Origin of the sequence: Nocardia sp. NPDC050697 (genome assembly GCF_040654395.1) — a bacterium.
In the GTDB taxonomy this organism is placed as follows: domain Bacteria; phylum Actinomycetota; class Actinomycetes; order Mycobacteriales; family Mycobacteriaceae; genus Nocardia.
Genome location: NZ_JBFAHY010000001.1, coordinates 907788 through 928235, shown reverse-complemented (window position 1 = coordinate 928235; position 20448 = coordinate 907788). Strand labels below are relative to the sequence as shown.

Below are 20448 nucleotides of genomic sequence, written 5' to 3'. Positions count from 1 at the left end.
GTCGCAGGTTCGAGTCCTGCCGGGAGCGCGGGCTCCCGTAGCTCAGCTGGTAGAGCACTTTCGCCGGTCGGCACCCCACGACCGCCCACCCGGATCGCCGTGACCGCACGGGAGGAGGAACCACAATGGACGTGCTGTCGAAGATCAATCGCCGCAAGACCCCACAGGGCGAGCGGGCGCGTCCGGAGCAGGTGCCGAACTCCGCGGGCGGCTTCGTCTTCGCGGTGACGCCCGAGGTGCGGCTGCGCCGATTCCTGACGCTGGGCACCGACGGCGGCACCTTCTACGTGCGGGCGCCCGAGCTGACGGCGGACAATGCCGAGGTCGTGCTGCACTTCGCGAGTGAGCGCACCGACGACTTGGTGCGCGAGATCGTCGCGATCTCCACCTCCGGCCGGGCGCCGAAGCAGAACCCGGCGCTGTTCGCGCTCGCCGCGGCGGCTTCGCTCGGCGATGCCGAGGGCCGGCGCACCGCGCTGGCGGCGCTGCCGCTGGTGGCGCGGACAGGTACGCACCTGTTCCTGTTCGCGCGCTACATCGAGCAGTTCCGCGGCTGGGGCCGCGGGCTGCGCCGCGGCGTCGCGAGCTGGTACACCGCCAAGACCGTCGAGGACCTCGCGTTCCAGGCGGTCAAGTACCGGCAGCGCGAGGGCTGGTCGCACCGCGACCTGCTGCGGCTGTCGCACCCGGAGACCGTCGACGACGAGCGCAAGCGGCTCTTCGACTGGATCTGCGGGCGCGAGCCGGCGCTGGACGGGCTGCGGATCGTCGAGGGGTTCGAGCGGGCGCGGACGGCTCCGGTCGCCGCGCTGCCCGCGCTGGTGCGCGAGTACCGGCTGTCCTGGGAGATGCTGCCCGACCACGCGCTCGGCGCGCGCGCGGTGTGGGAGGCGCTGCTGGACAACGGGATTCCGCAGACGGCGCTGCTGCGGCAGCTGCCGCGGCTGACCGGGCTCGGGCTGCTCGACCCGCTCGGCGACCGCACGGCGACGGTGTGCGCGCAGCTCACCGACGGCGAGCGGCTGCGGCGCGGCCGGGTGCACCCGATCGCGGTGCTGGTCGCGCTGCGCACCTACGCCTCCGGGCGCGGGGTGCGCGGTGGCGGCAGCTGGCAGCCGTCGCGGCCGGTGGTGGACGCGCTGGACGCCGCGTTCTACGCGGCGTTCGGCGCGGTGCGGCCGACCGGGAAGCGGCACCTGCTCGCGCTGGACGTCTCCGGGTCGATGGGGGCGATGATCGCGGGGCTGCCGATCAGCGCGCGGGAGGCCTCGGCCGCCCTGGCGATGGTCACCGCGGCCACCGAGCGGCGCCACACCATCGTCGGCTTCACCGCCGCCGGGAAGCGCTGGCAGGACGGCTCCGGGCTGCGGCCGCTCGCGATCGGGCCGCGGCAGCGGCTGGACGACGTGCTCGCCGGCACGGCGAACCTGCCGTTCGGCGCGACCGACTGCTCGCTGCCCATGCGGCACGCGCTGCGCACCGGGCTCGAGGTCGATGTGTTCTCCGTGTACACCGACAACGAGACCTGGGCGGGGGAGACGCACCCCTTCCAGGCGCTGCGGCAGTACCGGCGGGAGGTGAATCCGGCCGCGAAGCTGGTGGTGGTCGGCATGACCGCGACCGGGTTCAGCATCGCGGACCCGTCCGACGCCGGCATGCTCGACGTCGCCGGTTTCGACGCGGCGGTGCCCGCGCTGCTGGCCGACTTCGCCCGCGGGTGATCGAATCCCGCTCCCTCGCACCGAGGGAGCGGGATTCGTCAGGTGCGGAGCGTCCAGACGATCAGCACCACCAGGGTCGCGGCATACCCGGCTCCGGCCCAGAAACCGATCCGGCCGCGCCGCCTGCCCTCCGCGCCCGCCGCCGCCCGGTGGTCGAGCCGCGGGATCATCGGGCCGTTGTCGCCGACATCCATGAAGCAGAGTGCGAAGAGCACCAGCAGGATGTCCGCGCCGAGCAGCAGCGGGTAGGCCGGGAGCGGTGCCGTGAACCCGAGCACGACCGGGGTCACGATGAGGAACAGCGGCAGCGTGCCGAGGGTGACCAGGACCGCGAACACGGTGAACCACCCGATCGCATCACCCCGCGCCCGCAGTGCCCCGCCCACCACCGCGATCTGGAATACGCCCATGGCGATGCTCGCGACCATCCGGAACTCCCTCCGCCCGTGCGCGAGGCTACCGGTGCGGTGCGACAGTCAGCGCCGGACGGCGTGGATGGTGCCCACGGCCGGGTCGGGGAGCGCGACATCGCGGCCGAACGGCTCGACAGCCTCGTTCCAGGCGCGGAACTCCGTCTGCCAGCCGAGGTCGCGCAGCCACCGCTCGACATCGAAAACGGCGTCCTCGGTGCGGCCCGGGGTGCCGACCAGGGTGCGCAGGTCGCGATAGCGGGTGGCGTCCTGATCGGCGGCCACGCGATCAGTCGCGAATCGGCTGCCCGGTGCGGAGAGCGCCGTCAGCGTGCGCACCACCCCCTGATTCCACTCCTCGGTGAGGTGGCCCAGCGAACCCTCGTCGATCCACAGCGTCGGCAGCTCCGGACGGAATCCGCGCTCGAGCAGCGGAGTCTCCCAGTCCCCGCGCAGATCGACGGCCACGACCTCGCGTCGGCAACTCGGCACCGCCCCGGCCAGCACCGGCTCCTTGAACGCGAACGTCTCCGGTAGATCGATCTCGAACACCGTCACCTCCCCGGGGAGCCCCATCCGGAACGCCCGCGTATCCAGCCCGGCCCCGATCAGCACGATCTGCCGCAACCCATCCGCGACCCCGGCCCGCACCCGATCGTCCACCAGCCGCACCGCGACCGTGCGCCCCGCCGCGAACTCCCCGGCCAGCGCCGTCAACCGCTCCCACCGCTCCGCCGGAAACCCCGCCCGCGCCGCCGCCACGAACGCCCCCGCCAGCGGATCCTCGTACAACCGATCCACCCGCTCGCCCTCCCACGCCCGGATCACCGCGACCCCGATCGCAGTGACCGCCACCCCCGTCGTCGGTACCGACGCCATGCCACCCCTCCTGATAACTAACTTGCCGTCCGGCTAGATATCTCGCACGGTAGGCTCCCACCTCGCCGGTCGTCAAGCAGAGGAGCGGGATGGACAAGCGCCGCAGCGATACCCGCGAGCGGATCCGCACCGTCGCCATGGAGCTCTTCGGCGAGCGCGGCTACGAGAAGACCTCGCTGCGCGAGATCGCGGACCGGCTCGGCGTCACCAAGGCGGCGCTCTACTACCACTTCCGCACCAAGGAAGACATCGTGGTCAGCCTCTCCGAGGACCTGCGCCGCGGCGTCGACGACATCGTGGAGTGGGCGCGGGCGGAGCCGCCGGGCCGGGCCCGGTCAGAGCAGATCGTGCTCCGCTACGGTGCGCTGCTGCACGGCCTCGGCCGCAGCATGATGCGATTCTGGGCCGAGAATCAGCCCGCCTTCCGCGACCTCGGCATCGGCACCGGGCTGCGCTACGAGTTCCGGGAACTGGCCGATCTGATCGCCGGGCCGGAGGCGCCGCCGCTCGCGGTCTTCCACGCGCGGCAGGCGCTGCTCACCATCAGCTGGAGCCTCTCCATGATGGGCGACCTCGACCTGGACGACGCGCAGGGCAATGCCGCAGCGACCCGGCTGGCGCTCGATATCCTCGCCCGGCTCTGACCGGAGTCAGGTGGCGGCGACGGCGCCGGTGGCGAGCAGCCCGATGACCACGAACCCCAGGATGATCCGGTAGCCGACGAACCAGTAGAACGAGTGGTTCGCGACGAACTTGAGCAGCCAGGCGATCGAGGCGTAGCCGACGAAGAAGGCAAGGACGGTGGCGACCAGCAGCTGCGCGCCGGAGGCATTGAGCCCCTCGCCGGCGGGCTCGAAGGCGTCCGGGAGGCTGAAGAGCCCGGAGGCGGTGACCGCGGGGATGGCGAGCAGGAAGGAGAACCGCACGGCGGCGGCGCGCTCCAGCCCGAGGAAGAGCCCGGCGGTGGAGGTGGCGCCGGAGCGGGAGACGCCGGGGATCAGCGCCAGGCACTGGGCCAGCCCCATGATGATGCCGTCCCTGGTGCTGAGCTGCTCGAGCGGCCGCAGCTTGCGGCCGTAGTGCTCACCGGCGGCGATCACCAGAGCGAAGAGGATGAGCATGATCGCCACCAGCCACAGGTTCCTGGCGCCGGTGCGGATCTCGTCCTTGAACAGGAACCCGAGCAGCCCGATCGGGATGGTGCCGATGATGACGTACCAGCCCATGCGATAGTCGAGATCGCGCTGCGCGTCGGCGGTCTCGGTGATCACCGGCAGCTTCATGGTGGCGGGGTCGCCGGGGTTGTAGACCGGGAGCTTCGTGGTCACCTGGTCGGTGATCGGCACCGTCTCGGGCTCCCGCTTGCCGCGCAGCCGCGCGCCGACCCCGGCGAACCAGGCCACGATGATCCGCGCGATGTCCTTGGCGAAGTAGACCAGCACCGCGGCCTCGGTGCCGAGCTGGGTCACGGCGGTGAAGGAGGCACCCGCGTCCTCGCCGAAGAAGACCGACGAGACGATCCGCAGATGCCCCGACGAGGAGACCGGCAGGAACTCCGTGAGCCCCTGCACCAGCCCGAGTACCAAAGCCTGGACCCAGGTCATCGACTCGCCCACGCACCCTCCACACTCTCTCGTCCGCGATGTCCTCAGCGACGGTACAGGGCCGCGGGGGAATGGCGAATTGCCGGATCTACCGGCCGGGGCCGCCGGTCAGACGGGCGCGGCCACCGCGGCGCGGCGCCGCCGGAACCGGCGGGTGACCCGCCACATGAGATAGCCGAGCCCGGCCAGCAGCACCGGGATGAGCACCGGCAGCACCAGGGCGAGCAGGACCGTGCAGAAGGTGAGGATGCTCTCCACGATGGAGACCACCGGGTTGGTCAGCCCGCCGGTGGTCGCGGTGCTGGCCGCGCGCACCCCGGTCTGGGTGGTGCTGAAGGCGAGCGCGGTCGGGCCGCCGACGATGATTCCGGCGATCGCCGCCGTGCTCGGATCCGCGGTCTGGAACACCGACCCGGCCGCGATGGCGCCCGCGATCGGCCCGGTGACATTCCCCACGATGGACAGCAGGTTGTCCACGTAGGGGATGAGGTCGGCGAGCAGCTCGGTGCCCGCCGCGACGGCGAGGGCGATGAGCGCGCCGGTGGAGCCGATCCAGGCGAAGGACTCGTTGAGATCCAGCCCGAACAGGTCGAAGCGGGCGGCGGCGCTCAGCATGAGCAAGGGCAGGAAGGCACGGAACCCGCAGGCGGCCGCGAGGCCGAGCCCGAGGAAGAGCGGAAGCACCCAGCTACTCATGATTGCGAGTGTAGGTGCGGTTTTCGGGTGGTTGTCCGGATCGTTACCCGGCGTCGCGCTTGGCCCTCGCCCGGCGCTTGCCCTCGTGCATGGCGGCGACCCTGGCCACCGGGATGGTGCGGCCGTGCTCGATCAGTTCGGCGGGCAGCCGCTGCGGTGCGGGCATGGCCGCGGCCCACGGGTCGCGCCCGGCCAGCGCGTCGAGCGCGGTGCGCACGGTGAAGTCGGCCGGGGTGACGCGGTCCAGGTCGGACCAGTCCAGCGGGAAGGAGACCGGGGTGCCCGCCCGGAACCGCGGGCTGTAGGCGGCGACCACGGTCGCGCCGCCCGCCCTGGTGGAGTCGACGAAGACCTTGCCCTTCCGGTCCTCCACGATGAACGCCGTGGTGGCACGGTCCGGGTCGAGCGCCTCGGCCCGGGCGGCGAGCGCGCGGGTGGCGGCGGCGACATCGTCGACCGGGGCGCTGTCGTCGACCGGGACGAAGACGTGCACGCCCTTGGCGCCGCTGGTCTTCACCGCGCCCGCGAGCCCGCAGTCCGCGAGCGCCCGCCGCACCAGGTGCGCGACCGCGACCACGGCGGCGAAATTGCTGCCCTCCGGCGGATCCAGATCCAGGATGAGGTGGGTGGGGCGGTAGATGTCGGCGGCCAGGCCGAGCGTGGGGTGGTACTCGATGGCGCGCTGATTGGCCAGCCAGAGCAGCGTGCGCCGGTCGTCGCAGAGCGCGTAGCGCACCTCGCGGTGCGAGGACTCCGCCCACATCGGCACCGTGCGCACCCACTCCGGGGTGTACTTCGGGACGTTCTTCTGCATGAACGGCGCCCGCCCGCGCAGCGCCCGCAGCACGGTGAGCGGGCGGTCGGCGAGGCCGGGGAGGATGCGGTCGGCGACGGCGTCCAGGTACTCGACGAGGTCGCGCTTGGTGGCCGCCGCGTCCTGGCTCAGCGGCTGGTCCAGATTGGTCAGCTCGACCCCGTCGCGCTGTTCGCCCATGCGCCCACCCTACCGTCATAACTCCTTTCGACCGGCTCGGTAGCAGTTCACAAGGCGACAGTCTCCGATGCCAATGCCGGGTGCGCGGAGTTCGTGAACCGTCCAGACAAGACCGCATTACCGGAATTCCGCGGCGCCGCCGCCCGACCATGGACGTATTCGTTCACGCGCAGTTCAGGGGAATTCCATGGCCGGTAGGCATCGCAAGCCCGCACCCCGTTCGCTCCGCAGGGCGGGCGGTGCGCTCGCCGGGCTCGTCGCCGCGGTCGCCATTCCGGCAACCGCCGCAGCCGATTCCGGCTCCGCCGGGCCGGGATCGCTGCTCAGCGGGGTGATTCCGGCCGGGGCGACGGCGGTGGCCGGGCCGCCCTCGGTGCGCGGACCGGAGACCGCGGTGGTCGTCCTCGGCTACGGGCTACTTCCGGACGGCACCATGCGGCCGGAATTGGTGCACCGGCTCCAGGCCGGTTATGTCCAGGCGCTGCTCGCCCCCGCCTCGCCGATCGTCGTCACCGGCGGGAATCCGCAGCAGGGCGTCACCGAGGCGGCGGCGATGGCGGACTGGCTGATCGCGCACGGAATCGCGCCGGAGCGCGTGCATATCGAATCCGAGGCAGGCTCCACGGTGCAAAACGCCGAATTCACCGCCCGGATCCTGCGCGATATCGGCGCCCGCGATGCCGTCGTGGTGACCTCCGCCGACCATATCGCCCGCGCCCGCCTGATCTTCGGCGACGCGGGGATCGTGGTGGTCGCCGGGTTGACCCCGGAGCAGCTCCCGGCGCTGGTCCGGCAGTTCGGCCCGTAGGCGCGGCGGCCCGGCGCCGCCCGCGTACGGTGAAGCGGTGGTACTCCGCGCGGTGATCTTCGACTTCGACGGCCTGATCCTCGACACCGAGACCCCCGCCTATACCTCCTGGCAGGAGACCTACACCGGGCTCGGTGCCGCGCTCGACCGTGCACTCTGGGCCGCGAATATCGGCACCCACGGCTGGGACGCCGTCCGCCACCTGGAGGAGCTGGTCGGCCACCCCGTCGACCGCGCCGCGCTGCGCGCCGCCCGGCTGGCCAGGCACCACGCGCTCATCGCGGACGAGGTGGTGCGCCCCGGCGTGGTCGGCTGGCTGGACGAGGCGAAGGCGCTCGGGCTCGCCGTCGGGCTGGCCTCCAGCTCGGGCCGGGAGTGGGTCGGGCAGCACCTGGAGCGGCTCGGGCTGCTCGAGCGCTTCGCCGTGCTCGCCACCGGTGACCGGGTGCCGCGGCCCAAGCCCGACCCCGCCGTCTACCGGCTCGCCCTGGACAGCCTCGATATCGACCCGGCCGACGCCATCGCCGTCGAGGACTCCGCCAATGGCGTCGCCGCGGCGAAGGCGGCCGGGCTGCGCGCCGTCGCGGTGCCCAATGCCATGACCGCCGAACTCGACTTCTCCCGCGCCGACCTGGTGCTCCGCTCGCTCACCGACGCCGGAATCGCCGAGGTCGCCGAGCGGCTCGGGTTCTAGCGGCCGGGCGCACAGCCGGTAGTCCCTGCGGTAGTCTGGAACGGTGGCGATCGAGTGGTACTGGGCGCTGGCGCACCTGCTGGCACGCACAGGCACCGATCTCGACCACGTGTTCGATGTGGTGGACGCGTGGACGAGGGGCGCACGGCGGGTGTGGTTGCGGACCGCCGTCGACCCGGCCACGGGGCTGACGTCCCTGGTGATCTGGGGTCGCACCGACGAGGGCATACCGCTGGCGGTATTCGCCCACCGCTCGGGCCGCGACATCGAGGTGTACAACGCCGCGTACCTCACCGCCGACCAGGCCGCGGAGCTGCAGAAGTGGGAGGCAACCCGCAATGACTGATCCATTCTCGGCCATGAGCCCCGACGAGGTGGCGGCGATGTCCGGCCGCCTCGAGTTCACCGGCGAACCGGTGGCGATCGAGCCCGGCCCCGAACCCGTCCTGTTCCCCCGCTCGGTGAAGCTCACCCGCGAGCTGGACCAGGCCTGCAAGCGGCGCGCCGCGAACCTGGGGCTGTCCCAGTCGGCCTACATCCGCTCGCTGATCGAGCGCGACGTGGCCGAAGCCGGGGACGGCGAGCAGCGCCCGGCGTGGGTGCGCGAGCTGCTCGCGGTCATCGCGCACCACGAGAAAGCGTCCTGACCGAGCAGCACGCCCCGGCTACCCTGGCAGAGATGTTCCTCCTCTTCGGATACGGCCGCAGACAGAAGCCCATCGGCCCGGGCGCGACCCGGACCTGCCCGCGCTGCCACAACACCACCCAGTGGACCCGGCTGCGCGAGTACACCCAGCTCACGATCTTCTTCATCCCGGTGCTGCGCTGGGGTCGCACGCAGTTCGAGTCCTGCGGGATCTGCGGCGCCGCCATCGCCGCCTGACCGCCCGCCGCCGCTCCGAACCCGCGCCCCCTGGGTACACTGCTGCTCGCCGACGACCGCTTCCGGTCCGACTCGATCCACCTAGCAGGGCTTACCGCATAGAGGGGTTCGAAGAATGAAGCTCGGAAAGACGACCGCCGCTGTCTTCCTGACAGCCTCGGCCATGACCATCACCGCCGCGACCGCCCAGGCGGAACCGGCGGGCAGCGCGACGACTTCCGGTATCGACCACGGGATCGGCTACCGCATCGCCGTCTCGCCGCTCGACGGGGCCGTCACCGCCACCCTCGAGAACGGCCGGTTCGACCTCGCGGAGAACGGCGCGCTGATGCTGGAGACGGCCGAGGGCGCGGCGGTGCTCGAGGTGCCGCGGCAGCTCGCCGCCGACGGCCGCTCGATCACGGTGGCGCAGCACATCGCCGCCGACGGCCGCACCCTGACCCTCACACCGCCGCCGGCGGCGGTGGCCGAAGCGAAGGCCATCGGCTCCTACGACCGGCTGGTGGAGCAGATCAACAAGAACATGCCCGGCGTCGTCGGCGGCGCCATCGTGGGCGGCCTCCTCGGCGCCTGCCTGTTCCTGATCTGGGGTGTCAGCATCCCGCTCGGCGTGCTGATCGGCGGAGCCGTCGGCGGATCGATCATGGGCGGGCCGGAGTTCACCGATGCCGTCCAGGCGTTCGTCACCGGTCAGCCGTGACCGCGAGGTCGTCGGCGGATCGATCATGGGCGGCGATGCGGGCCGGCCGGATGAGCAGCTCCAGCGCCGCGAGCGCGACCAGCGCGCCGAGCACGATCCACAGCACCACCGCCCCGGTGGGGTAGCGCCAGAACATCAGCAGCACCGCCGCGATCCCGACGATCGCGCAGCGCAGCGGGGTACGGAGCTGGAGCGCCCACCGCTCCACCGCGTTCGGCTCCCGCCCCCGGGCCGGTCTGCGCACGAAGTCCTGCGCCTGCCCGTAGGCGCGCCGCACCGCGCGCGCGGAGGACGAGCCGCCGACGAGGAAGGCGCCGAGCGCGATCACCAGCCCGAGTACCGCGACCGCCCGCAGGCTGGTCCGCAGCGGCACCAGGACGGTGTCGATGACCGCGGTCGCCGCACCGGGCGAGAGCACGTCGGGTGGAACGCTGTCGAGATAGAGCGCGCGGCCGACGAGGATCGACAGGGCGAGAACGAGCATCCCCGCGGCGATCGCGAGCCCGGTCAGCGAGAGCGCGCGCAGCCTGCGGCCGCGCGGTGCGACGGCGACCGCGGCGGCGGCGCAGCCGATGCCGAGCCACGGCAGCACGGCCGCGGCCCGGTCGAGGGCGTCGACGGCGCGCTGCGCCCGCACCAGTTCGGGCGAGCGGAACAGCACGAACTGCTTATCCACCGCCGGAAGCCGCTCGGCGAAGGCGAAGCCCCGCTCGGTGAGCGCCGTCTCGACCCGCTCCAGGACCGTGCCGAGCGAGACGCTGACCGTCCCGCTGCGATCCACCTCGATCGCGGCCGGGCGGTGGTCACCGGTCATGACGGCGACGACCGCGGCGTGCGCGGCCCGGTTCGCCTGCAGCCAGAGATCCTCGAACTGCTGTGACCGCACGATCGAGCCGACCGTCTCGTGCACGAAGTCCTTCGCCTGCTCGGTGATCACCGGCGCGAGACCGACGATGGCCGCGTCCACCCGGGGCGCGTTCGCGGCGAGATCGGTGCGGGCGGTGAGCGCCGTCAGCGCCTCCTTCGTCCGCTCCTGCACGTCGAGCCGGGCGAAGATCTCGTCGGTGATCTGGTTCGTGATGTCGGCCTGCAGCGCGGGATCCGAGGCCAGCGGCGCCACGGTGCTCAGGTAGCGGTCCGTGTCGAGGAGCTGGCCGCGCACGAAGCGCGCGGTCACCGAGCCGAACGCCAGCACCCCGACCAGGACCAGCAGGATCGTCACCGCGGTCCAGCGCAGCCCGGTGCGGGGCGGCCGGGCGGCGGGCGGCTCCGCGTCCGGCGCGGCGGGCCGCCCGCGCAGCGCCGCCACCTCCGCGCGCAGCCGGAGCAGCTCGGCGCGTTCGTCACCGGCCAGCGAATCCGTGCTCATGCGAGCTCCTCCGCGATCCGGTGGTCAGTCGACCCGCCAGGTCGCGACGGCCCAGATGACGACGATGTCGACGGCGATGACGACGATCGACCACCACGGGTAGTACGGCAGCCACAGGAAATTGGCGACGATGGAGAGCGCCGCGATCACGATCGCCGCGACCCGCGCCCAGACCGCGCCCGCGAACATGCCGATCGCGATCACCACCCCGAGGACGCCGAGGATCAGGACGACCCAGCCCCAGGTCGTGACGTCGAACTGATAGATGTACTCGGGGCCGGCGACGAAGAGCTCGTCCGCGGCCAGCGCCGAGATGCCGGAGAACACGGCGAGTATCGACACGGTGAGCAGCAGCGCCGCGGCCGCGAAGGTGGTGCCGGCGGCGAAGCCCTGCTTGACCGGGTTCCGATCGTATCCAGTGTTCATCGAAGGCCCTTTCCTGGAATGGCGGTGCGGGCGCACCGGTTTCGGATGACTGTCAGTACGGGGTCGGAATCCGGTGCAGCGGCTGCGTCGGCGGGCGGTAGCCGTCGGCCCGCGACCGCTCGCGCTCGGTCGGCGCGGGCAGCGCGACCACCCGGAACACGCGCGGGCTGACCCTGGCGGTTCTTCCTCGGATCCCGCGGTGCGCCGCCCGCCGGGTCGAGCAGCTCGCCGGAGCGGGCGCCGTGCTTCTCCTTACCCATGCGCTGCCCCGTCCGTTCAGCGTTCCGGCTGCCAGGTGGCCACGGCCCACATCACCGCGATGCTCAGCGCGATCACCAGCACCGACCACATCGGGTAGTAGGGCAGCGACAGGAAGTTCGCGATGATGACGAGCGCGGCGATCCCGATGGCGGCGTATCGGCCCCAGGCGGTGCCGAAGAGCAGCCCGATGCCGCAGACCATGCCGACGATGCCGAGCACCACGTGCACCCACCCCCACGTGGTGGTGTCCAAGGCGTACAGGTATTCGGGACCGGCGAAGTAGAGTTCGTCGCCCGCGATGGCCACGGTGCCCTCCAGGATCGAGAGCGCGGCGACGACCATCAGCATGACGGCCGCGACGGCCGAGATACCGAGGGCGAGGCTCTGTTTCTGCATCGGCTCGGCGGGCGGATCGGTGCGCGCGTCGGACATGCTCGTCATGGCGGTCTCCCTCGGAGTGCGGCGGATCTTCCGATCGTCCGTCGCCCGCGTCCGCGCGGCCTCACCTCTTCCGGGTGAGAACCACGGGTTCACCCGGAAGAGGTGACCCGGGCGCCGCTCTCCGCCCCTAGCGTCGCTCGGCGAAGCGTCGCGGATCGCGAGCGGGAAGGGGCGGCATGGGATGCCTGCCGGGAATGACGCGCTCTGCTCAGAGCACGACGACGACGATGCCGAGCACCGCGGTGATGGCGAGCACGACGAGCACCGTGGCGACGAGCGAGGTCGAGAGCACGGCGACGCCGGTGCCGAGGGTCGCCACGATCAGCACCACCAGGCACGCCGTCCCGGACTCGAACCGCCGCGACGGCGCCGCCCGGTGCCGCAGGCCGGTCATCCCCGGATCACCACGATGGGCGACAGCTCCGGGGTGCGGAAATGGACGTCGGCGGGAAGCCGGGCGGCGATCTCCCGCGCCGTCCGCTCGACCAGGAGCGGGACGAAGTCGTGCACCCGGCAGCCCGCGTAGCGGCGGTGAATGGTGTGCACGAGCAACTCCAGGTCGGCCGCCGGGATCAGCGGGTACCGGTGGTGCAGCCGGACGGCCACCTGCTCGACCTGTGCTGCTTCATCCTGCTCGGACATCGACATTTCACCCTCCCGCATCCGGGATATCGGTATTCGGTTCGCGGCGCGAGAGAGCGCGCATTCAGCTGGTCGAAACGAGTGGCTCGCGATCTTTCCCCCGGCGAGCAAGCTCCTCAATCTTAAACACAGAAGTTGCGAACGCCAGGTCGTTCACATCTCGAAAGAGTAACCGTGGAGACTTTCCGGTCTCGAAACGATTTCGAGGTGTTTCTGGTGAGAATACTGTGACGGAAGAGTTCCAGGAGGAAACGATGGCGCGTGTCGTACCCGAGTATCTGGCGATCGCCGTGCCCTCGCGGATGCACCCCGACGACGTCCAGGCCTACCTCCGTTATCGGGCCAGGAAAGAACTCGGCGTGATCGGCGAGTGGCCGGGGCGCATCGAAAACCGGATCGAGCAGAAAACGGCCTCCGCCCGCGTCACGGAATGGGGCGTGTTCTGCGATGCCGAGAACGTGCCCGACGAGATTTGATCGTGCCCCGGCGGGGGCGGGCGCGCCGATTGTGAGATCACTCGATTCGGGTGAGGCGCGCCCCCGTGCGGACGGTGATCGTGGGGGAGGGCCGGGCCGCCGTGGCCGGGCGAGAGTCGGGGTGGTGATGGCGATGCCAGGTGCGGACCGATGGGGTACCGGGTCCGGCGGCCGGCCCTATGCCGGGGCGGTGCTGGTGGAGACCGGCCCGCGGCGCGGGCGCAGGGCCGATCGGTGCGGAGCCGACAACCGGGTGCCGTATCGCGGGTTCGGCCTCGATGATCGGCGTCCTTCGTCACCGTGGTCCACGGCGTCGACCGTGGTGGTGATCCGGGAGGCCGGTACCGGCCGCTGGGAGTTCCTGCGCCGGCTGGTGGTGCCGGTGGGGCGGGGCAGCCTGGCGTTCCGGTTGTCCTCGCACTCGTCCGAGGCGGGTCAGCTGTGGCGGGATCAGCGGGTGATCGTGCAGGCGGGGGACCCGGCCGGCCGACCGGCGCTCGGCTCGCGTGAGCACGAGGGCAGCGTGGTGCTGTTCGGGCCGGGCCCGCTGGCCGATGCCGTGGCCGAGGCACTGCGGGTGAAGTACGGGCCGCGGCTGGCCCTGGCCCGGCTCGGGCACCGGATGGCGCTCGGCTCGGCACCCTACGCCGACCTGACCGCGGTGATCACCGTGCGCGAGAGCTCCGCCCCGCTCGCTCTGCCCGAGCCAAGCGCCCGGCTGCACCCCCACCGGCAGTACGCGCTGCGCGACGTCGTCACCCCTGATCCGGAGCGTGATCTGCGATGACCGGCAGGCAGGCACCGGAATTGAGCGCGGAGAGCGACGAGGCGATCGCCCGCGCGATCGCGCGCTGGCGGGCCGCGCACCGCGCCGCGCTCGACGACGGCCACCGCAAACTGGCCGAGATCACGGGGGTGGTGCTCGACGCCTTTCTCGCCGAAGCCCACCGCCGCACCGCCGCACCGACCCGGCCGGAGCCGGCCGCGGGCTGACCGGCACCCCGCCGGGGCCGGTGTTTTCCGGTGCCCGCCGCCGTTCAGGCAGGCGTCTCCGAGGTGGGGCGGTTGCGCTGCGACCACAGGGCATAGCGCCGGGCCAGCGGTGCGGCGGTGAGCCCGTGCGCCAGCACCGAGAGCCCGATGGTGACGACGGCGCCGGTGAGGAGCAGGTCCCGGTGCGGCAGCTCCCGCTCCTCCTCCAGGATCAGGATGACGAAGACGATGGTGGCCAGCCCGCGGGGGCCGAACCAGCCGACGAAGGCGGTGGTGGGGATGCCGGGCCGGGTGCCGGTCAGTGCCAGCGCGACCGGGATCATCCGCACGGCGGTCAGGCTCAGCAGCGCGTACCCGGCATTGCTCCAGGACAGGTGGCCGAGCGCGGGGCCGAGCAGCACGGCACCGAAGACGACGAAGGTCACGGCGCTGAACACGTCGCCTGCCTCGTCGAGCATGCCCGCCGAATCATCGCCGGGCGCGTGGCGGCGGCGCAGCGCCCCGAAGACCAGCCCGCCGACGAACGCGGCGATGAACCCCGATCCGCCGAGCGGGACGGCGAGGGTGTACGCGAGCCCGGCGGCCGTGAGCGGAAGGATCTGCGCCCACGCCGGATCGATCGTGCGGTGGCGTCCGGCGGTGATCAGGAGGGCAGCGCCGATGGCGCCGGCGCAGGCACCGGCCGCGCCGCCGTAGCCGATCTGTTCGGCGACGAGCCGGACTGCGGCGCCGTCACCGATGGCACCGGCCTCGGCCTGCGCGACCGCGAGCACGATGAGGAACAGCGGCACGCAGATGCCGTCGTTGAGCCCGCTCTCGACGTTCAGCCCCTGCCGCACCCGCGAGGGCAGGATGGGGAGCGTGACCACCGCCTGGCCGAGGGCGGCGTCGGTCGGCGCGAGGATCACCGCGAGCAGCAGCGCCTCGGCCCAGCCGAGCTCGTCCAGCACGAGCAGCGCCGCGGCGAACCCGGCGATGATCGTCAGCGGGAGGCCGATCCCGAGCAGCCGGGCGGGCAGCGAGATCTCGGCGCGCAGCGTGGCGAGGTTAACCTGCGAAGCGTCCGAGAACAACACCAGCGCCAGGGTGATCTCGGCGAGCAGTTTGACCGCCTCCGCACCGGTCTCCGCCTCGAGCAGGCCGGCCGTCGCGCTGCCGAGTGCGAGGCCGCCCGCGGTGAAGATGATGGGTGCGGTGATCGGGGTGCCCGCGATGCGTCCGGATATCGCGGAGAAGGCGAGCAGCACCGCGGCGATCGCGGGAAGTGCCCACGTGTGCATATTTCGGGTGTCCCTCCGGGCGGGCGGACAGATTCGGGCTCAGTGTGACGTCGCGGCCCACCTGGCGCCTCACCCGTATGAGGTGAAATATCCCCCCGATGTAATTCGGTCCGGGACTTGCACCGGACAGGGCTATTCGGTCGGCGGCGGGTGCTGTCGAATCGCTCTCGCCGGTGTTTGAATGGCGCTATGTGCCGATGGATGGCGTACTCGGGTGAGCCGATTCTCGCGGACGATCTTCTCTTCCGACCCGAACATTCCCTGATCGACCAGAGCCAGCACTCCCGGCTGGGGGAGAGCACGACCAATGGTGACGGCTTCGGCATCGGCTGGTACGGCGAGGGCAGTGAACCCGCGGTGTACAAGAGCACGGAGCCGGCCTGGAACGACAGCAATCTGCGCGAGATCGCGCGCCAGGTGCGAACGCCGATGTTGCTCGCGCACGTCCGGTATTCGACCGGGACCGCCGTGCAGCGCAGCAATTGCCATCCGTTCCGGCACGGGAAATGGCTGTGGGTGCACAATGGCCTGCTGCGCGGCTTCCGGGAGCTGCGGCGCGACCTGTTGCTCGCGGTCGATCCGGCGCTGTTCCCCGACATCGAGGGCTCCACCGACACCGAGGCGCTGTTCTACCTCGCCCTGACCTTCGGCCTCGTCGACGACCCCCTCGGTGCCGTCGCCAGGGCCGTCGGCTTCGTCGAGGAGGTCGGGCGCGCCAAGGGCATCGAGCGGCCGGTCCAGATGACCGTGGCGACGACCGACGGCGAATTCCTCTACGTATTCCGGTATTCCAGCGAGCGGAAGTCCCGCTCGCTCTACTTCTCCACCGGGATCGCCCAGCTGCGCGCGTTGCACCCCGAGGTCGAGGTGCTGCGGGAGCTGGGCGACAGCACGCGCTTCGTGGTGTCCGAGCCGCTGCGCGATCTCGAGGGGGCGTGGAACGAAGTGCCGGAATCCTCGGCCGCGATCGTGGGCGCGGGTGCCGACGCCATCCGGCCCTTCGTGCCGATTGCGCCTTCCTGAGGTCGAGCCTGCTATCGGGCGGCGTTCTCGTCCGCGCAGCCTTCGGTGGTCAAGTGCGACAGCATGTCCTGGACGTGGCGCAGGTCGCCGGCCCGATGCGCGTCGCGCTGGCGCACGGCGCCGTTGCCGCCGGCCAGGACCGCGGCCAGCGCGGCGCGGGCGAAGTCGTAGTCGCCGGACTCCTCGAGGGCGGGGCGCAGATAGCCGAGCAGGTGGGCGGTGGGGCCCTGGATGGGCCCCGGCTCACCGGCTCTCGTGCCCGCCCTGGAGCCGGTCAGGCCGCGCCGGGCGGCGATATCACAGGCCGCCCGCAGCACCGTCCGGTCGACGGGGGCGGCGCGCCACCCCTTCTCCACGGCGGCGACCGAGGTCGAGACCAGCGCCCGCACCAGGGCGGCGAGCAGCGCGGTCTCCGTGGTGGTGGCCGGGACGTCGCTGATCCGGATCTCGATGGTGGGCAGGTGGTCGGAGAGCCGCACGTCCCAATACACCATCCGGGGGTCGAGGATCCGGCCGCTGTCGGCGAGCTCGGCGACGATCTCGTCGTAGTGCGCGGCGGAGTCGAAGTAGGGCGGTGGGCCCGCGCTGGGCCAGCGGGCCCACAGCCGGTGCCGCCAGCTGGCCTGTCCGGTGTCGGCGCCCGCGGTGATCGGCGAGTTCGCGGTGAGCGCGAGCAGCGTGGGCAGCCAGGGGCGGATGTGGTTGCTCACCTGGACGGCGAGTTCGCGGTCGGCCACGCCGATGTGCACGTGGCAGCCGCAGATCACCTGCTCGGCCAGGACACCGAAGCGCTCGGCCATGCGCTGGTAGCGCGGTGTGTCGGTGATGGAGCCCGGCGGTGGCTCCCGCAGCGGCACCCCGGTCGCCAGCATGAGTGACCCGGTCCGGGCCGCGGCCGCCGCGGCGGCGGCTCGCGCCCGCCGGATCTCGCGGTGCAGCTCGGGGATGCTCGTGCAGACCGGGGTGCAGGTCTCGATCTGGCACCGGGACAGCTCCAGCTGCAGGTCGACATCGGGCTCGGCGGCGACCAGGGTATTGGTCAGTGCGGGTTCCCCGGAATCGGGATCGACGAGAACGAATTCCTCTTCCACGCCGACGGTGAAGCAGCGTGCGGTGTTCACGGTCGCCGTGCCGTGGAGATCTGTCGAGACTGCGGATGTCATGGTGGCGCTCCCTCTCGACGGAGAGATTACTACAAGTTTGCTAGATTAAATTGAGCACGTGGTGAATGGATTCACGAGCCGAGAATCCTGGCCTTCTCCGCGTCGAACTCGGAATCGGTGAGCACCCCCTGTGCCTTGAGCTGGGCGAGTTCCTTCAGGGCGCCGATCCGGTCCATTTCCCCGCCGCCGGGGGAGGCCGGAGTGGACTGCCCCTCGTGGGCGGCCCAGCGCTGTCCCTGCCGCCGGGAAACGCGATTGGAGACGGCGGTCGCGGTACCGGCGACCACGGCGGTGCGGGCTACGCCGCGAAGAAGTCCGGGCATGACGCTCTCCTCGTTCGATTCGACTGTTGGGGTGAATGGAATTGTCGCGCGGTGAATTTCCGATTCATCCGGCATCGAGCGACGACAGGATGCTCTGCATCGGGATGCGCCCGGTGGCCACCAGCTCGGCGCCGTTGCGGCGCAGGGCGGCGGCGAACGGCGCCGCCCACCGGTTCTCGTAGACCAGCACCGCCGCGGAGCACCCCGGCTCCAGCGCCCGGCCCGCCTCCAGGCGGTCGTCGTCGTCCAGCAGCCCCGACTCCGCCTCCGCGAACAGGGTGATATCGATATCGCCGCCGAAGCCGACGTCGGCGATATCGACGCCGACGAGCGACCCGGCGGCGTCCTTGTGGACGAAGGCCAAGTCGAGTACCCGGATGACGCCGCGCTCGACCAGGTCGAACAGCAGGGGCAGCGCCGAGCCGTCCGGCGGCCGATCGGCGGGGAATTCGATCACGAGATAGTCGACGGGACCTAACAGGTCGATATCTGTTTCGCTCATTGCAGCCTCTTTCCGTTACGAGAAAAGGGTGAACCTGCTTGTCCGGCAGCGAAGGTTTCCGGGGATTCGAGGATACCCGCGCATTCGCCACACCACGGGGCGGCACCGGTGCGGCAAGCGTACGCCACGATCGGCCTCGGCCGCATTCTTCCGCAGCCGGGCGCCGACCCTCACCCATTTCGGGTGATATGCGGGTCGCGCCCTCGACACGGGGTGTGCCGCCGGAGTTTGCTGGATGCAGTTTCGCCGCCCCCGGCCCCTCCGTTCACCGGAGGTGGCCCGGCCGGCGCGGTCATCCACAACCCGGAGGTGTGCCCGTGAATCCGTATCCGCCGATCGCCGACCACGGCCTGGTAGGCGACCTGCAGACCGCGGCTCTGGTGAGCGCCACCGGCACCGTCGACTGGTGGTGCACGCCGCGGTTCGATTCCCCGAGCGTCTTCGCCTCGCTGCTCGACAGCGAGAAGGGCGGCCACTGCCAGCTGATCGCCGACCTGCCCGCCGACCGGATGACGATCCGGCAGCTCTACCTCTCCGACACCGCGGTCCTGATCACCAGGTTCATGGCCGAGGACGGCGTCGGCGAGGTGGTCGACTTCATGGATCCGATCCGGGGCAGGGAGCCGAGCGGCACGCACCGGCTGACCCGGATCGCGCGGGTGGTCCGCGGCCGCCTGCCGTTCGCCCTGACCTGCCGCCCCCGCTTCGACTACGCGCGGGCCGAGCACACGCTGACGCTGCACGACGAGCACCGCGCGGTCTTCGCCGGCCCCGGCGTCGATCTGCACCTGCAGGTCTCGGGGGCGCCGGAGCTGCGCGCGAGCGGCGACGACGTCGAGGCGCGGTTCACCCTGAACAGCGGGGAGAGCGCGGCGTTCGTGCTGACCGGCACCGACTCCGGTGCCGAGCCGCCGCCGCGGCCGAGCCGGGAATCGGTGCTCGACGCCTTCGAGGAGTGCCGCGAGTTCTGGCTCTCGTGGCTGCGCGCCTCCACCTACCGCGGACGCTGGCACGAGATGGTCAACCGCTCGGCGATCACGCTGAAGCTGCTGACCTACGCCCCGACCGGCGCGCCGATCGCGGCGGCCACCATGGGGCTGCCCGAGCAGGTGGGCGGCGAGCGCAACTGGGACTACCGCTACACCTGGATCCGGGACGGCTCGCTCTCCGTGCGGGCGCTGGTCGACCTCGGCTTCACCGAGGAGGCCTACGCGTTCCGGCGCTGGCTGCGCGACCGCCTCGACGCGGGGGACACCGCCTCCGGCGAGCCACTGCAGATCATGTACCGGATCGACGGCGAACCCCGGCTCGAGGAGGAGGTGCTCACCCACCTCGAGGGGTACCGGCAGTCGGGCCCGGTCCGGGTGGGCAATGCCGCCGCCGATCAGATCCAGCTCGACATCTACGGCGAGGCCGCCGACGCGCTCGCCCGGACCTCCGACATCGGCGGCATCGCGGGCTGGCGGGTCTTCGCCGGGCTGCTCGACTGGCTCGTGCACAACTGGGACCGCCCGGACGAGGGGATCTGGGAAACCCGCGGCGGCCGCAAGGATTTCACCTACAGCAGGCTGATGACGTGGGTGGCCTTCGACCGCGGGATCAAGCTCGCCACCACGTACTCGCGCCCGGCCGACATCGCCGGGTGGACGACGGCGCGGGACGAGGTGTTCGCCCAGATCACCGAGCGGGGCTGGAGCGAGAAGCGCCAGGCCTTCGTCCAGCACTACGACACCGAGGTGCTCGATGCCTCGCTGCTGCTGATGCCGCGGATGGGTTTCCTCGCCCCGAACGACCCCGCGTGGCTCAGCACGCTCGACGCGATGGGCGAGGAGCTGGTCAGCGACAGCCTGGTCTACCGCTACGACCCGGCCTCCTCCCCGGACGGGCTGCGTGGCTCGGAGGGCACCTTCAACCTGTGCAGCTTCCTCTACGTGGAGGCGCTGGCGCGGTCGGGCCGGCTGACCGAGGCCAGGTACGCCTTCGACAAGATGCTCACCTACGCCAACCACGTGGGGCTCTTCGCCGAGGAGATCGGCCCCTCGGGCGAGCAGCTGGGCAACTTCCCGCAGGCCTTCACCCATCTCGCGCTGGTCGCCGCGGCGCTGGCGCTGGACGAGCAGCTCGACCGCGCCGAGGCGCGGGCCGGCCGGGTCGGTTAGC

27 protein-coding genes are annotated in these 20448 nt (G+C 71.6%); 13 read left to right on the top strand and 14 right to left on the bottom strand.

The window, feature by feature from the left end:
* Nucleotides 1-125 precede the first annotated feature (125 nt).
* Nucleotides 126-1721: a TROVE domain-containing protein gene (locus AB0H71_RS04660; protein WP_357014816.1), complete on the top strand. Its 1596-nt coding sequence runs from the start codon at nt 126-128 to the stop codon at nt 1719-1721.
* A gap of 38 nt (nt 1722-1759) precedes the next feature.
* Here AB0H71_RS04660 and AB0H71_RS04655 read toward each other — a convergent pair whose 3' ends face one another.
* Together AB0H71_RS04655 and AB0H71_RS04650 are read right to left on the bottom strand one after the other, a co-directional pair.
* Entirely contained in the window at nt 1760-2149 is a 390-nt protein-coding gene (locus AB0H71_RS04655; RefSeq protein ID WP_357014814.1) for a hypothetical protein, read from the bottom strand.
* A 48-nt stretch (nt 2150-2197) separates the two neighbouring features.
* Entirely contained in the window at nt 2198-3010 is an 813-nt protein-coding gene (locus AB0H71_RS04650; RefSeq protein WP_357014812.1) for an SAM-dependent methyltransferase, read from the bottom strand.
* An 89-nt stretch (nt 3011-3099) separates the two neighbouring features.
* On the opposite strand from AB0H71_RS04650, the gene AB0H71_RS04645 reads away from it, so the two are divergent.
* Nucleotides 3100-3654, top strand: coding sequence for a helix-turn-helix domain-containing protein (locus AB0H71_RS04645; RefSeq protein ID WP_357014811.1), 555 nt, complete (start codon nt 3100-3102; stop codon nt 3652-3654).
* Between the two features lie 6 nt (nt 3655-3660).
* Here AB0H71_RS04645 and AB0H71_RS04640 read toward each other — a convergent pair whose 3' ends face one another.
* From AB0H71_RS04640 to AB0H71_RS04630, 3 genes are all read right to left on the bottom strand, one after another.
* Entirely contained in the window at nt 3661-4614 is a 954-nt protein-coding gene (locus tag AB0H71_RS04640) for an undecaprenyl-diphosphate phosphatase (protein WP_357016167.1), read from the bottom strand.
* A gap of 108 nt (nt 4615-4722) precedes the next feature.
* The gene (locus AB0H71_RS04635) at nt 4723-5310 is read right to left on the bottom strand and encodes a DUF4126 domain-containing protein (RefSeq protein WP_357014810.1); all 588 of its coding nucleotides are present in this window, start codon (nt 5308-5310) and stop codon (nt 4723-4725) included.
* Between the two features lie 43 nt (nt 5311-5353).
* Nucleotides 5354-6304 carry an ATP-dependent DNA ligase gene (locus tag AB0H71_RS04630; protein ID WP_357014808.1) on the bottom strand — a complete coding sequence of 317 codons (951 nt, stop codon included), beginning with the start codon at nt 6302-6304 and terminating at the stop codon, nt 5354-5356.
* 187 nt (nt 6305-6491) lie between these two features.
* Between AB0H71_RS04630 and AB0H71_RS04625 the strand changes: the two genes are divergently transcribed.
* The 6 genes from AB0H71_RS04625 (at nt 6492) to AB0H71_RS04600 (ending at nt 9389) form a co-directional block, all read left to right on the top strand.
* Complete coding sequence (locus AB0H71_RS04625) at nt 6492-7112, top strand: YdcF family protein (RefSeq protein WP_357014806.1); 621 nt, start codon at nt 6492-6494, stop codon at nt 7110-7112.
* A gap of 37 nt (nt 7113-7149) precedes the next feature.
* Nucleotides 7150-7806, top strand: coding sequence for an HAD-IA family hydrolase (locus AB0H71_RS04620; protein WP_357014805.1), 657 nt, complete (start codon nt 7150-7152; stop codon nt 7804-7806).
* A 43-nt stretch (nt 7807-7849) separates the two neighbouring features.
* On the top strand, nt 7850-8152 hold the full coding sequence (locus tag AB0H71_RS04615) for a hypothetical protein (protein ID WP_357014803.1): 303 nt from the start codon (nt 7850-7852) through the stop codon (nt 8150-8152).
* A complete protein-coding gene (locus AB0H71_RS04610) occupies nt 8145-8453 on the top strand; it encodes a hypothetical protein (RefSeq protein ID WP_357014801.1) in 309 nt (102 codons plus the stop codon). Before AB0H71_RS04615 ends, AB0H71_RS04610 begins: the two co-directional genes overlap by 8 nt.
* Before the next feature lie 32 nt (nt 8454-8485).
* Nucleotides 8486-8689 (top strand): zinc-ribbon domain-containing protein, encoded by a 204-nt coding sequence (locus AB0H71_RS04605; RefSeq protein ID WP_357014799.1) that lies wholly within the window; start codon nt 8486-8488, stop codon nt 8687-8689.
* Nucleotides 8690-8804: 115 nt separating this feature from the next.
* Nucleotides 8805-9389, top strand: coding sequence for a hypothetical protein (locus AB0H71_RS04600; protein WP_357014797.1), 585 nt, complete (start codon nt 8805-8807; stop codon nt 9387-9389).
* Here AB0H71_RS04600 and AB0H71_RS04595 read toward each other — a convergent pair.
* The 5 genes from AB0H71_RS04595 to AB0H71_RS04575 form a co-directional block, all read right to left on the bottom strand.
* Complete coding sequence (locus tag AB0H71_RS04595) at nt 9373-10758, bottom strand: hypothetical protein (protein ID WP_357014795.1); 1386 nt, start codon at nt 10756-10758, stop codon at nt 9373-9375. The genes AB0H71_RS04600 and AB0H71_RS04595 overlap by 17 nt on opposite strands.
* Nucleotides 10759-10782: 24 nt before the next feature.
* Nucleotides 10783-11184 carry a hypothetical protein gene (locus AB0H71_RS04590; RefSeq protein WP_357014793.1) on the bottom strand — a complete coding sequence of 134 codons (402 nt, stop codon included), beginning with the start codon at nt 11182-11184 and terminating at the stop codon, nt 10783-10785.
* A gap of 276 nt (nt 11185-11460) precedes the next feature.
* On the bottom strand, nt 11461-11886 hold the full coding sequence (locus tag AB0H71_RS04585; protein ID WP_357014791.1) for an acetyltransferase: 426 nt from the start codon (nt 11884-11886) through the stop codon (nt 11461-11463).
* Nucleotides 11887-12094: 208 nt separating this feature from the next.
* The gene (locus AB0H71_RS04580; RefSeq protein ID WP_357014789.1) at nt 12095-12280 is read right to left on the bottom strand and encodes a hypothetical protein; all 186 of its coding nucleotides are present in this window, start codon (nt 12278-12280) and stop codon (nt 12095-12097) included.
* Nucleotides 12277-12528 carry a three-helix bundle dimerization domain-containing protein gene (locus AB0H71_RS04575; protein WP_357014787.1) on the bottom strand — a complete coding sequence of 84 codons (252 nt, stop codon included), beginning with the start codon at nt 12526-12528 and terminating at the stop codon, nt 12277-12279. Before AB0H71_RS04575 ends, AB0H71_RS04580 begins: the two co-directional genes overlap by 4 nt.
* Nucleotides 12529-12755: 227 nt before the next feature.
* Here AB0H71_RS04575 and AB0H71_RS04570 point away from each other — a divergent pair, with 227 nt between their 5' ends.
* The 3 genes from AB0H71_RS04570 to AB0H71_RS04560 all read left to right on the top strand — a co-directional run bounded on the left by AB0H71_RS04570 (nt 12756) and on the right by AB0H71_RS04560 (nt 13997).
* Nucleotides 12756-13004, top strand: coding sequence for a hypothetical protein (locus AB0H71_RS04570; RefSeq protein ID WP_357014786.1), 249 nt, complete (start codon nt 12756-12758; stop codon nt 13002-13004).
* 319 nt (nt 13005-13323) lie between these two features.
* Entirely contained in the window at nt 13324-13791 is a 468-nt protein-coding gene (locus tag AB0H71_RS04565) for a hypothetical protein (protein ID WP_357014784.1), read from the top strand.
* Nucleotides 13788-13997, top strand: a complete 210-nt coding sequence (locus tag AB0H71_RS04560) for a hypothetical protein (RefSeq protein WP_357014782.1) — start codon at nt 13788-13790, stop codon at nt 13995-13997. Before AB0H71_RS04565 ends, AB0H71_RS04560 begins: the two co-directional genes overlap by 4 nt.
* 44 nt (nt 13998-14041) lie before the next feature.
* Here the strand turns inward: AB0H71_RS04560 and AB0H71_RS04555 are convergent, their stop codons facing one another.
* Nucleotides 14042-15277, bottom strand: coding sequence for a cation:proton antiporter (locus tag AB0H71_RS04555; protein ID WP_357014781.1), 1236 nt, complete (start codon nt 15275-15277; stop codon nt 14042-14044).
* A gap of 201 nt (nt 15278-15478) precedes the next feature.
* Here AB0H71_RS04555 and AB0H71_RS04550 point away from each other — a divergent pair, with 201 nt between their 5' ends.
* Nucleotides 15479-16300 carry a class II glutamine amidotransferase gene (locus tag AB0H71_RS04550; RefSeq protein ID WP_357014779.1) on the top strand — a complete coding sequence of 274 codons (822 nt, stop codon included), beginning with the start codon at nt 15479-15481 and terminating at the stop codon, nt 16298-16300.
* Nucleotides 16301-16311: 11 nt separating this feature from the next.
* Here AB0H71_RS04550 and AB0H71_RS04545 read toward each other — a convergent pair whose 3' ends face one another.
* The 3 genes from AB0H71_RS04545 to AB0H71_RS04535 all read right to left on the bottom strand — a co-directional run bounded on the left by AB0H71_RS04545 (nt 16312) and on the right by AB0H71_RS04535 (nt 18288).
* The gene (locus tag AB0H71_RS04545; protein ID WP_357014777.1) at nt 16312-17463 is read right to left on the bottom strand and encodes a glutamate--cysteine ligase; all 1152 of its coding nucleotides are present in this window, start codon (nt 17461-17463) and stop codon (nt 16312-16314) included.
* A 71-nt stretch (nt 17464-17534) separates the two neighbouring features.
* The gene (locus tag AB0H71_RS04540) at nt 17535-17786 is read right to left on the bottom strand and encodes an SHOCT domain-containing protein (RefSeq protein WP_357014775.1); all 252 of its coding nucleotides are present in this window, start codon (nt 17784-17786) and stop codon (nt 17535-17537) included.
* Between the two features lie 64 nt (nt 17787-17850).
* The gene (locus AB0H71_RS04535; protein ID WP_357014773.1) at nt 17851-18288 is read right to left on the bottom strand and encodes a DUF6325 family protein; all 438 of its coding nucleotides are present in this window, start codon (nt 18286-18288) and stop codon (nt 17851-17853) included.
* A 317-nt stretch (nt 18289-18605) separates the two neighbouring features.
* On the opposite strand from AB0H71_RS04535, the gene AB0H71_RS04530 reads away from it, so the two are divergent.
* Nucleotides 18606-20447 carry a glycoside hydrolase family 15 protein gene (locus tag AB0H71_RS04530; RefSeq protein ID WP_357014771.1) on the top strand — a complete coding sequence of 614 codons (1842 nt, stop codon included), beginning with the start codon at nt 18606-18608 and terminating at the stop codon, nt 20445-20447.
* Nucleotide 20448: the final 1 nt, after the last annotated feature.

What these genes read in the sequence shown, in the direction of transcription:
- AB0H71_RS04655 (WP_357014814.1), bottom strand. Translation starts at nt 2,149, where the DNA reads ATGGTCGCGAGCATCGCCATGGGCGTATTCCAGATCGCGGTGGTGGGC.
- AB0H71_RS04545 (WP_357014777.1), bottom strand. Translation starts at nt 17,463, where the DNA reads ATGACATCCGCAGTCTCGACAGATCTCCACGGCACGGCGACCGTGAAC.
- AB0H71_RS04550 (WP_357014779.1), top strand. Translation starts at nt 15,479, where the DNA reads ATGGCGTACTCGGGTGAGCCGATTCTCGCGGACGATCTTCTCTTCCGA.
- AB0H71_RS04575 (WP_357014787.1), bottom strand. Translation starts at nt 12,528, where the DNA reads ATGTCCGAGCAGGATGAAGCAGCACAGGTCGAGCAGGTGGCCGTCCGG.
- AB0H71_RS04580 (WP_357014789.1), bottom strand. Translation starts at nt 12,280, where the DNA reads ATGACCGGCCTGCGGCACCGGGCGGCGCCGTCGCGGCGGTTCGAGTCC.
- AB0H71_RS04585 (WP_357014791.1), bottom strand. Translation starts at nt 11,886, where the DNA reads ATGACGAGCATGTCCGACGCGCGCACCGATCCGCCCGCCGAGCCGATG.
- AB0H71_RS04590 (WP_357014793.1), bottom strand. Translation starts at nt 11,184, where the DNA reads ATGAACACTGGATACGATCGGAACCCGGTCAAGCAGGGCTTCGCCGCC.
- AB0H71_RS04540 (WP_357014775.1), bottom strand. Translation starts at nt 17,786, where the DNA reads ATGCCCGGACTTCTTCGCGGCGTAGCCCGCACCGCCGTGGTCGCCGGT.
- AB0H71_RS04630 (WP_357014808.1), bottom strand. Translation starts at nt 6,304, where the DNA reads ATGGGCGAACAGCGCGACGGGGTCGAGCTGACCAATCTGGACCAGCCG.
- AB0H71_RS04535 (WP_357014773.1), bottom strand. Translation starts at nt 18,288, where the DNA reads ATGAGCGAAACAGATATCGACCTGTTAGGTCCCGTCGACTATCTCGTG.
- AB0H71_RS04610 (WP_357014801.1), top strand. Translation starts at nt 8,145, where the DNA reads ATGACTGATCCATTCTCGGCCATGAGCCCCGACGAGGTGGCGGCGATG.
- AB0H71_RS04600 (WP_357014797.1), top strand. Translation starts at nt 8,805, where the DNA reads ATGAAGCTCGGAAAGACGACCGCCGCTGTCTTCCTGACAGCCTCGGCC.
- AB0H71_RS04645 (WP_357014811.1), top strand. Translation starts at nt 3,100, where the DNA reads ATGGACAAGCGCCGCAGCGATACCCGCGAGCGGATCCGCACCGTCGCC.
- AB0H71_RS04660 (WP_357014816.1), top strand. Translation starts at nt 126, where the DNA reads ATGGACGTGCTGTCGAAGATCAATCGCCGCAAGACCCCACAGGGCGAG.
- AB0H71_RS04650 (WP_357014812.1), bottom strand. Translation starts at nt 3,010, where the DNA reads ATGGCGTCGGTACCGACGACGGGGGTGGCGGTCACTGCGATCGGGGTC.
- AB0H71_RS04640 (WP_357016167.1), bottom strand. Translation starts at nt 4,614, where the DNA reads ATGACCTGGGTCCAGGCTTTGGTACTCGGGCTGGTGCAGGGGCTCACG.
- AB0H71_RS04595 (WP_357014795.1), bottom strand. Translation starts at nt 10,758, where the DNA reads ATGAGCACGGATTCGCTGGCCGGTGACGAACGCGCCGAGCTGCTCCGG.
- AB0H71_RS04635 (WP_357014810.1), bottom strand. Translation starts at nt 5,310, where the DNA reads ATGAGTAGCTGGGTGCTTCCGCTCTTCCTCGGGCTCGGCCTCGCGGCC.
- AB0H71_RS04555 (WP_357014781.1), bottom strand. Translation starts at nt 15,277, where the DNA reads ATGCACACGTGGGCACTTCCCGCGATCGCCGCGGTGCTGCTCGCCTTC.
- AB0H71_RS04560 (WP_357014782.1), top strand. Translation starts at nt 13,788, where the DNA reads ATGACCGGCAGGCAGGCACCGGAATTGAGCGCGGAGAGCGACGAGGCG.
- AB0H71_RS04605 (WP_357014799.1), top strand. Translation starts at nt 8,486, where the DNA reads ATGTTCCTCCTCTTCGGATACGGCCGCAGACAGAAGCCCATCGGCCCG.
- AB0H71_RS04625 (WP_357014806.1), top strand. Translation starts at nt 6,492, where the DNA reads ATGGCCGGTAGGCATCGCAAGCCCGCACCCCGTTCGCTCCGCAGGGCG.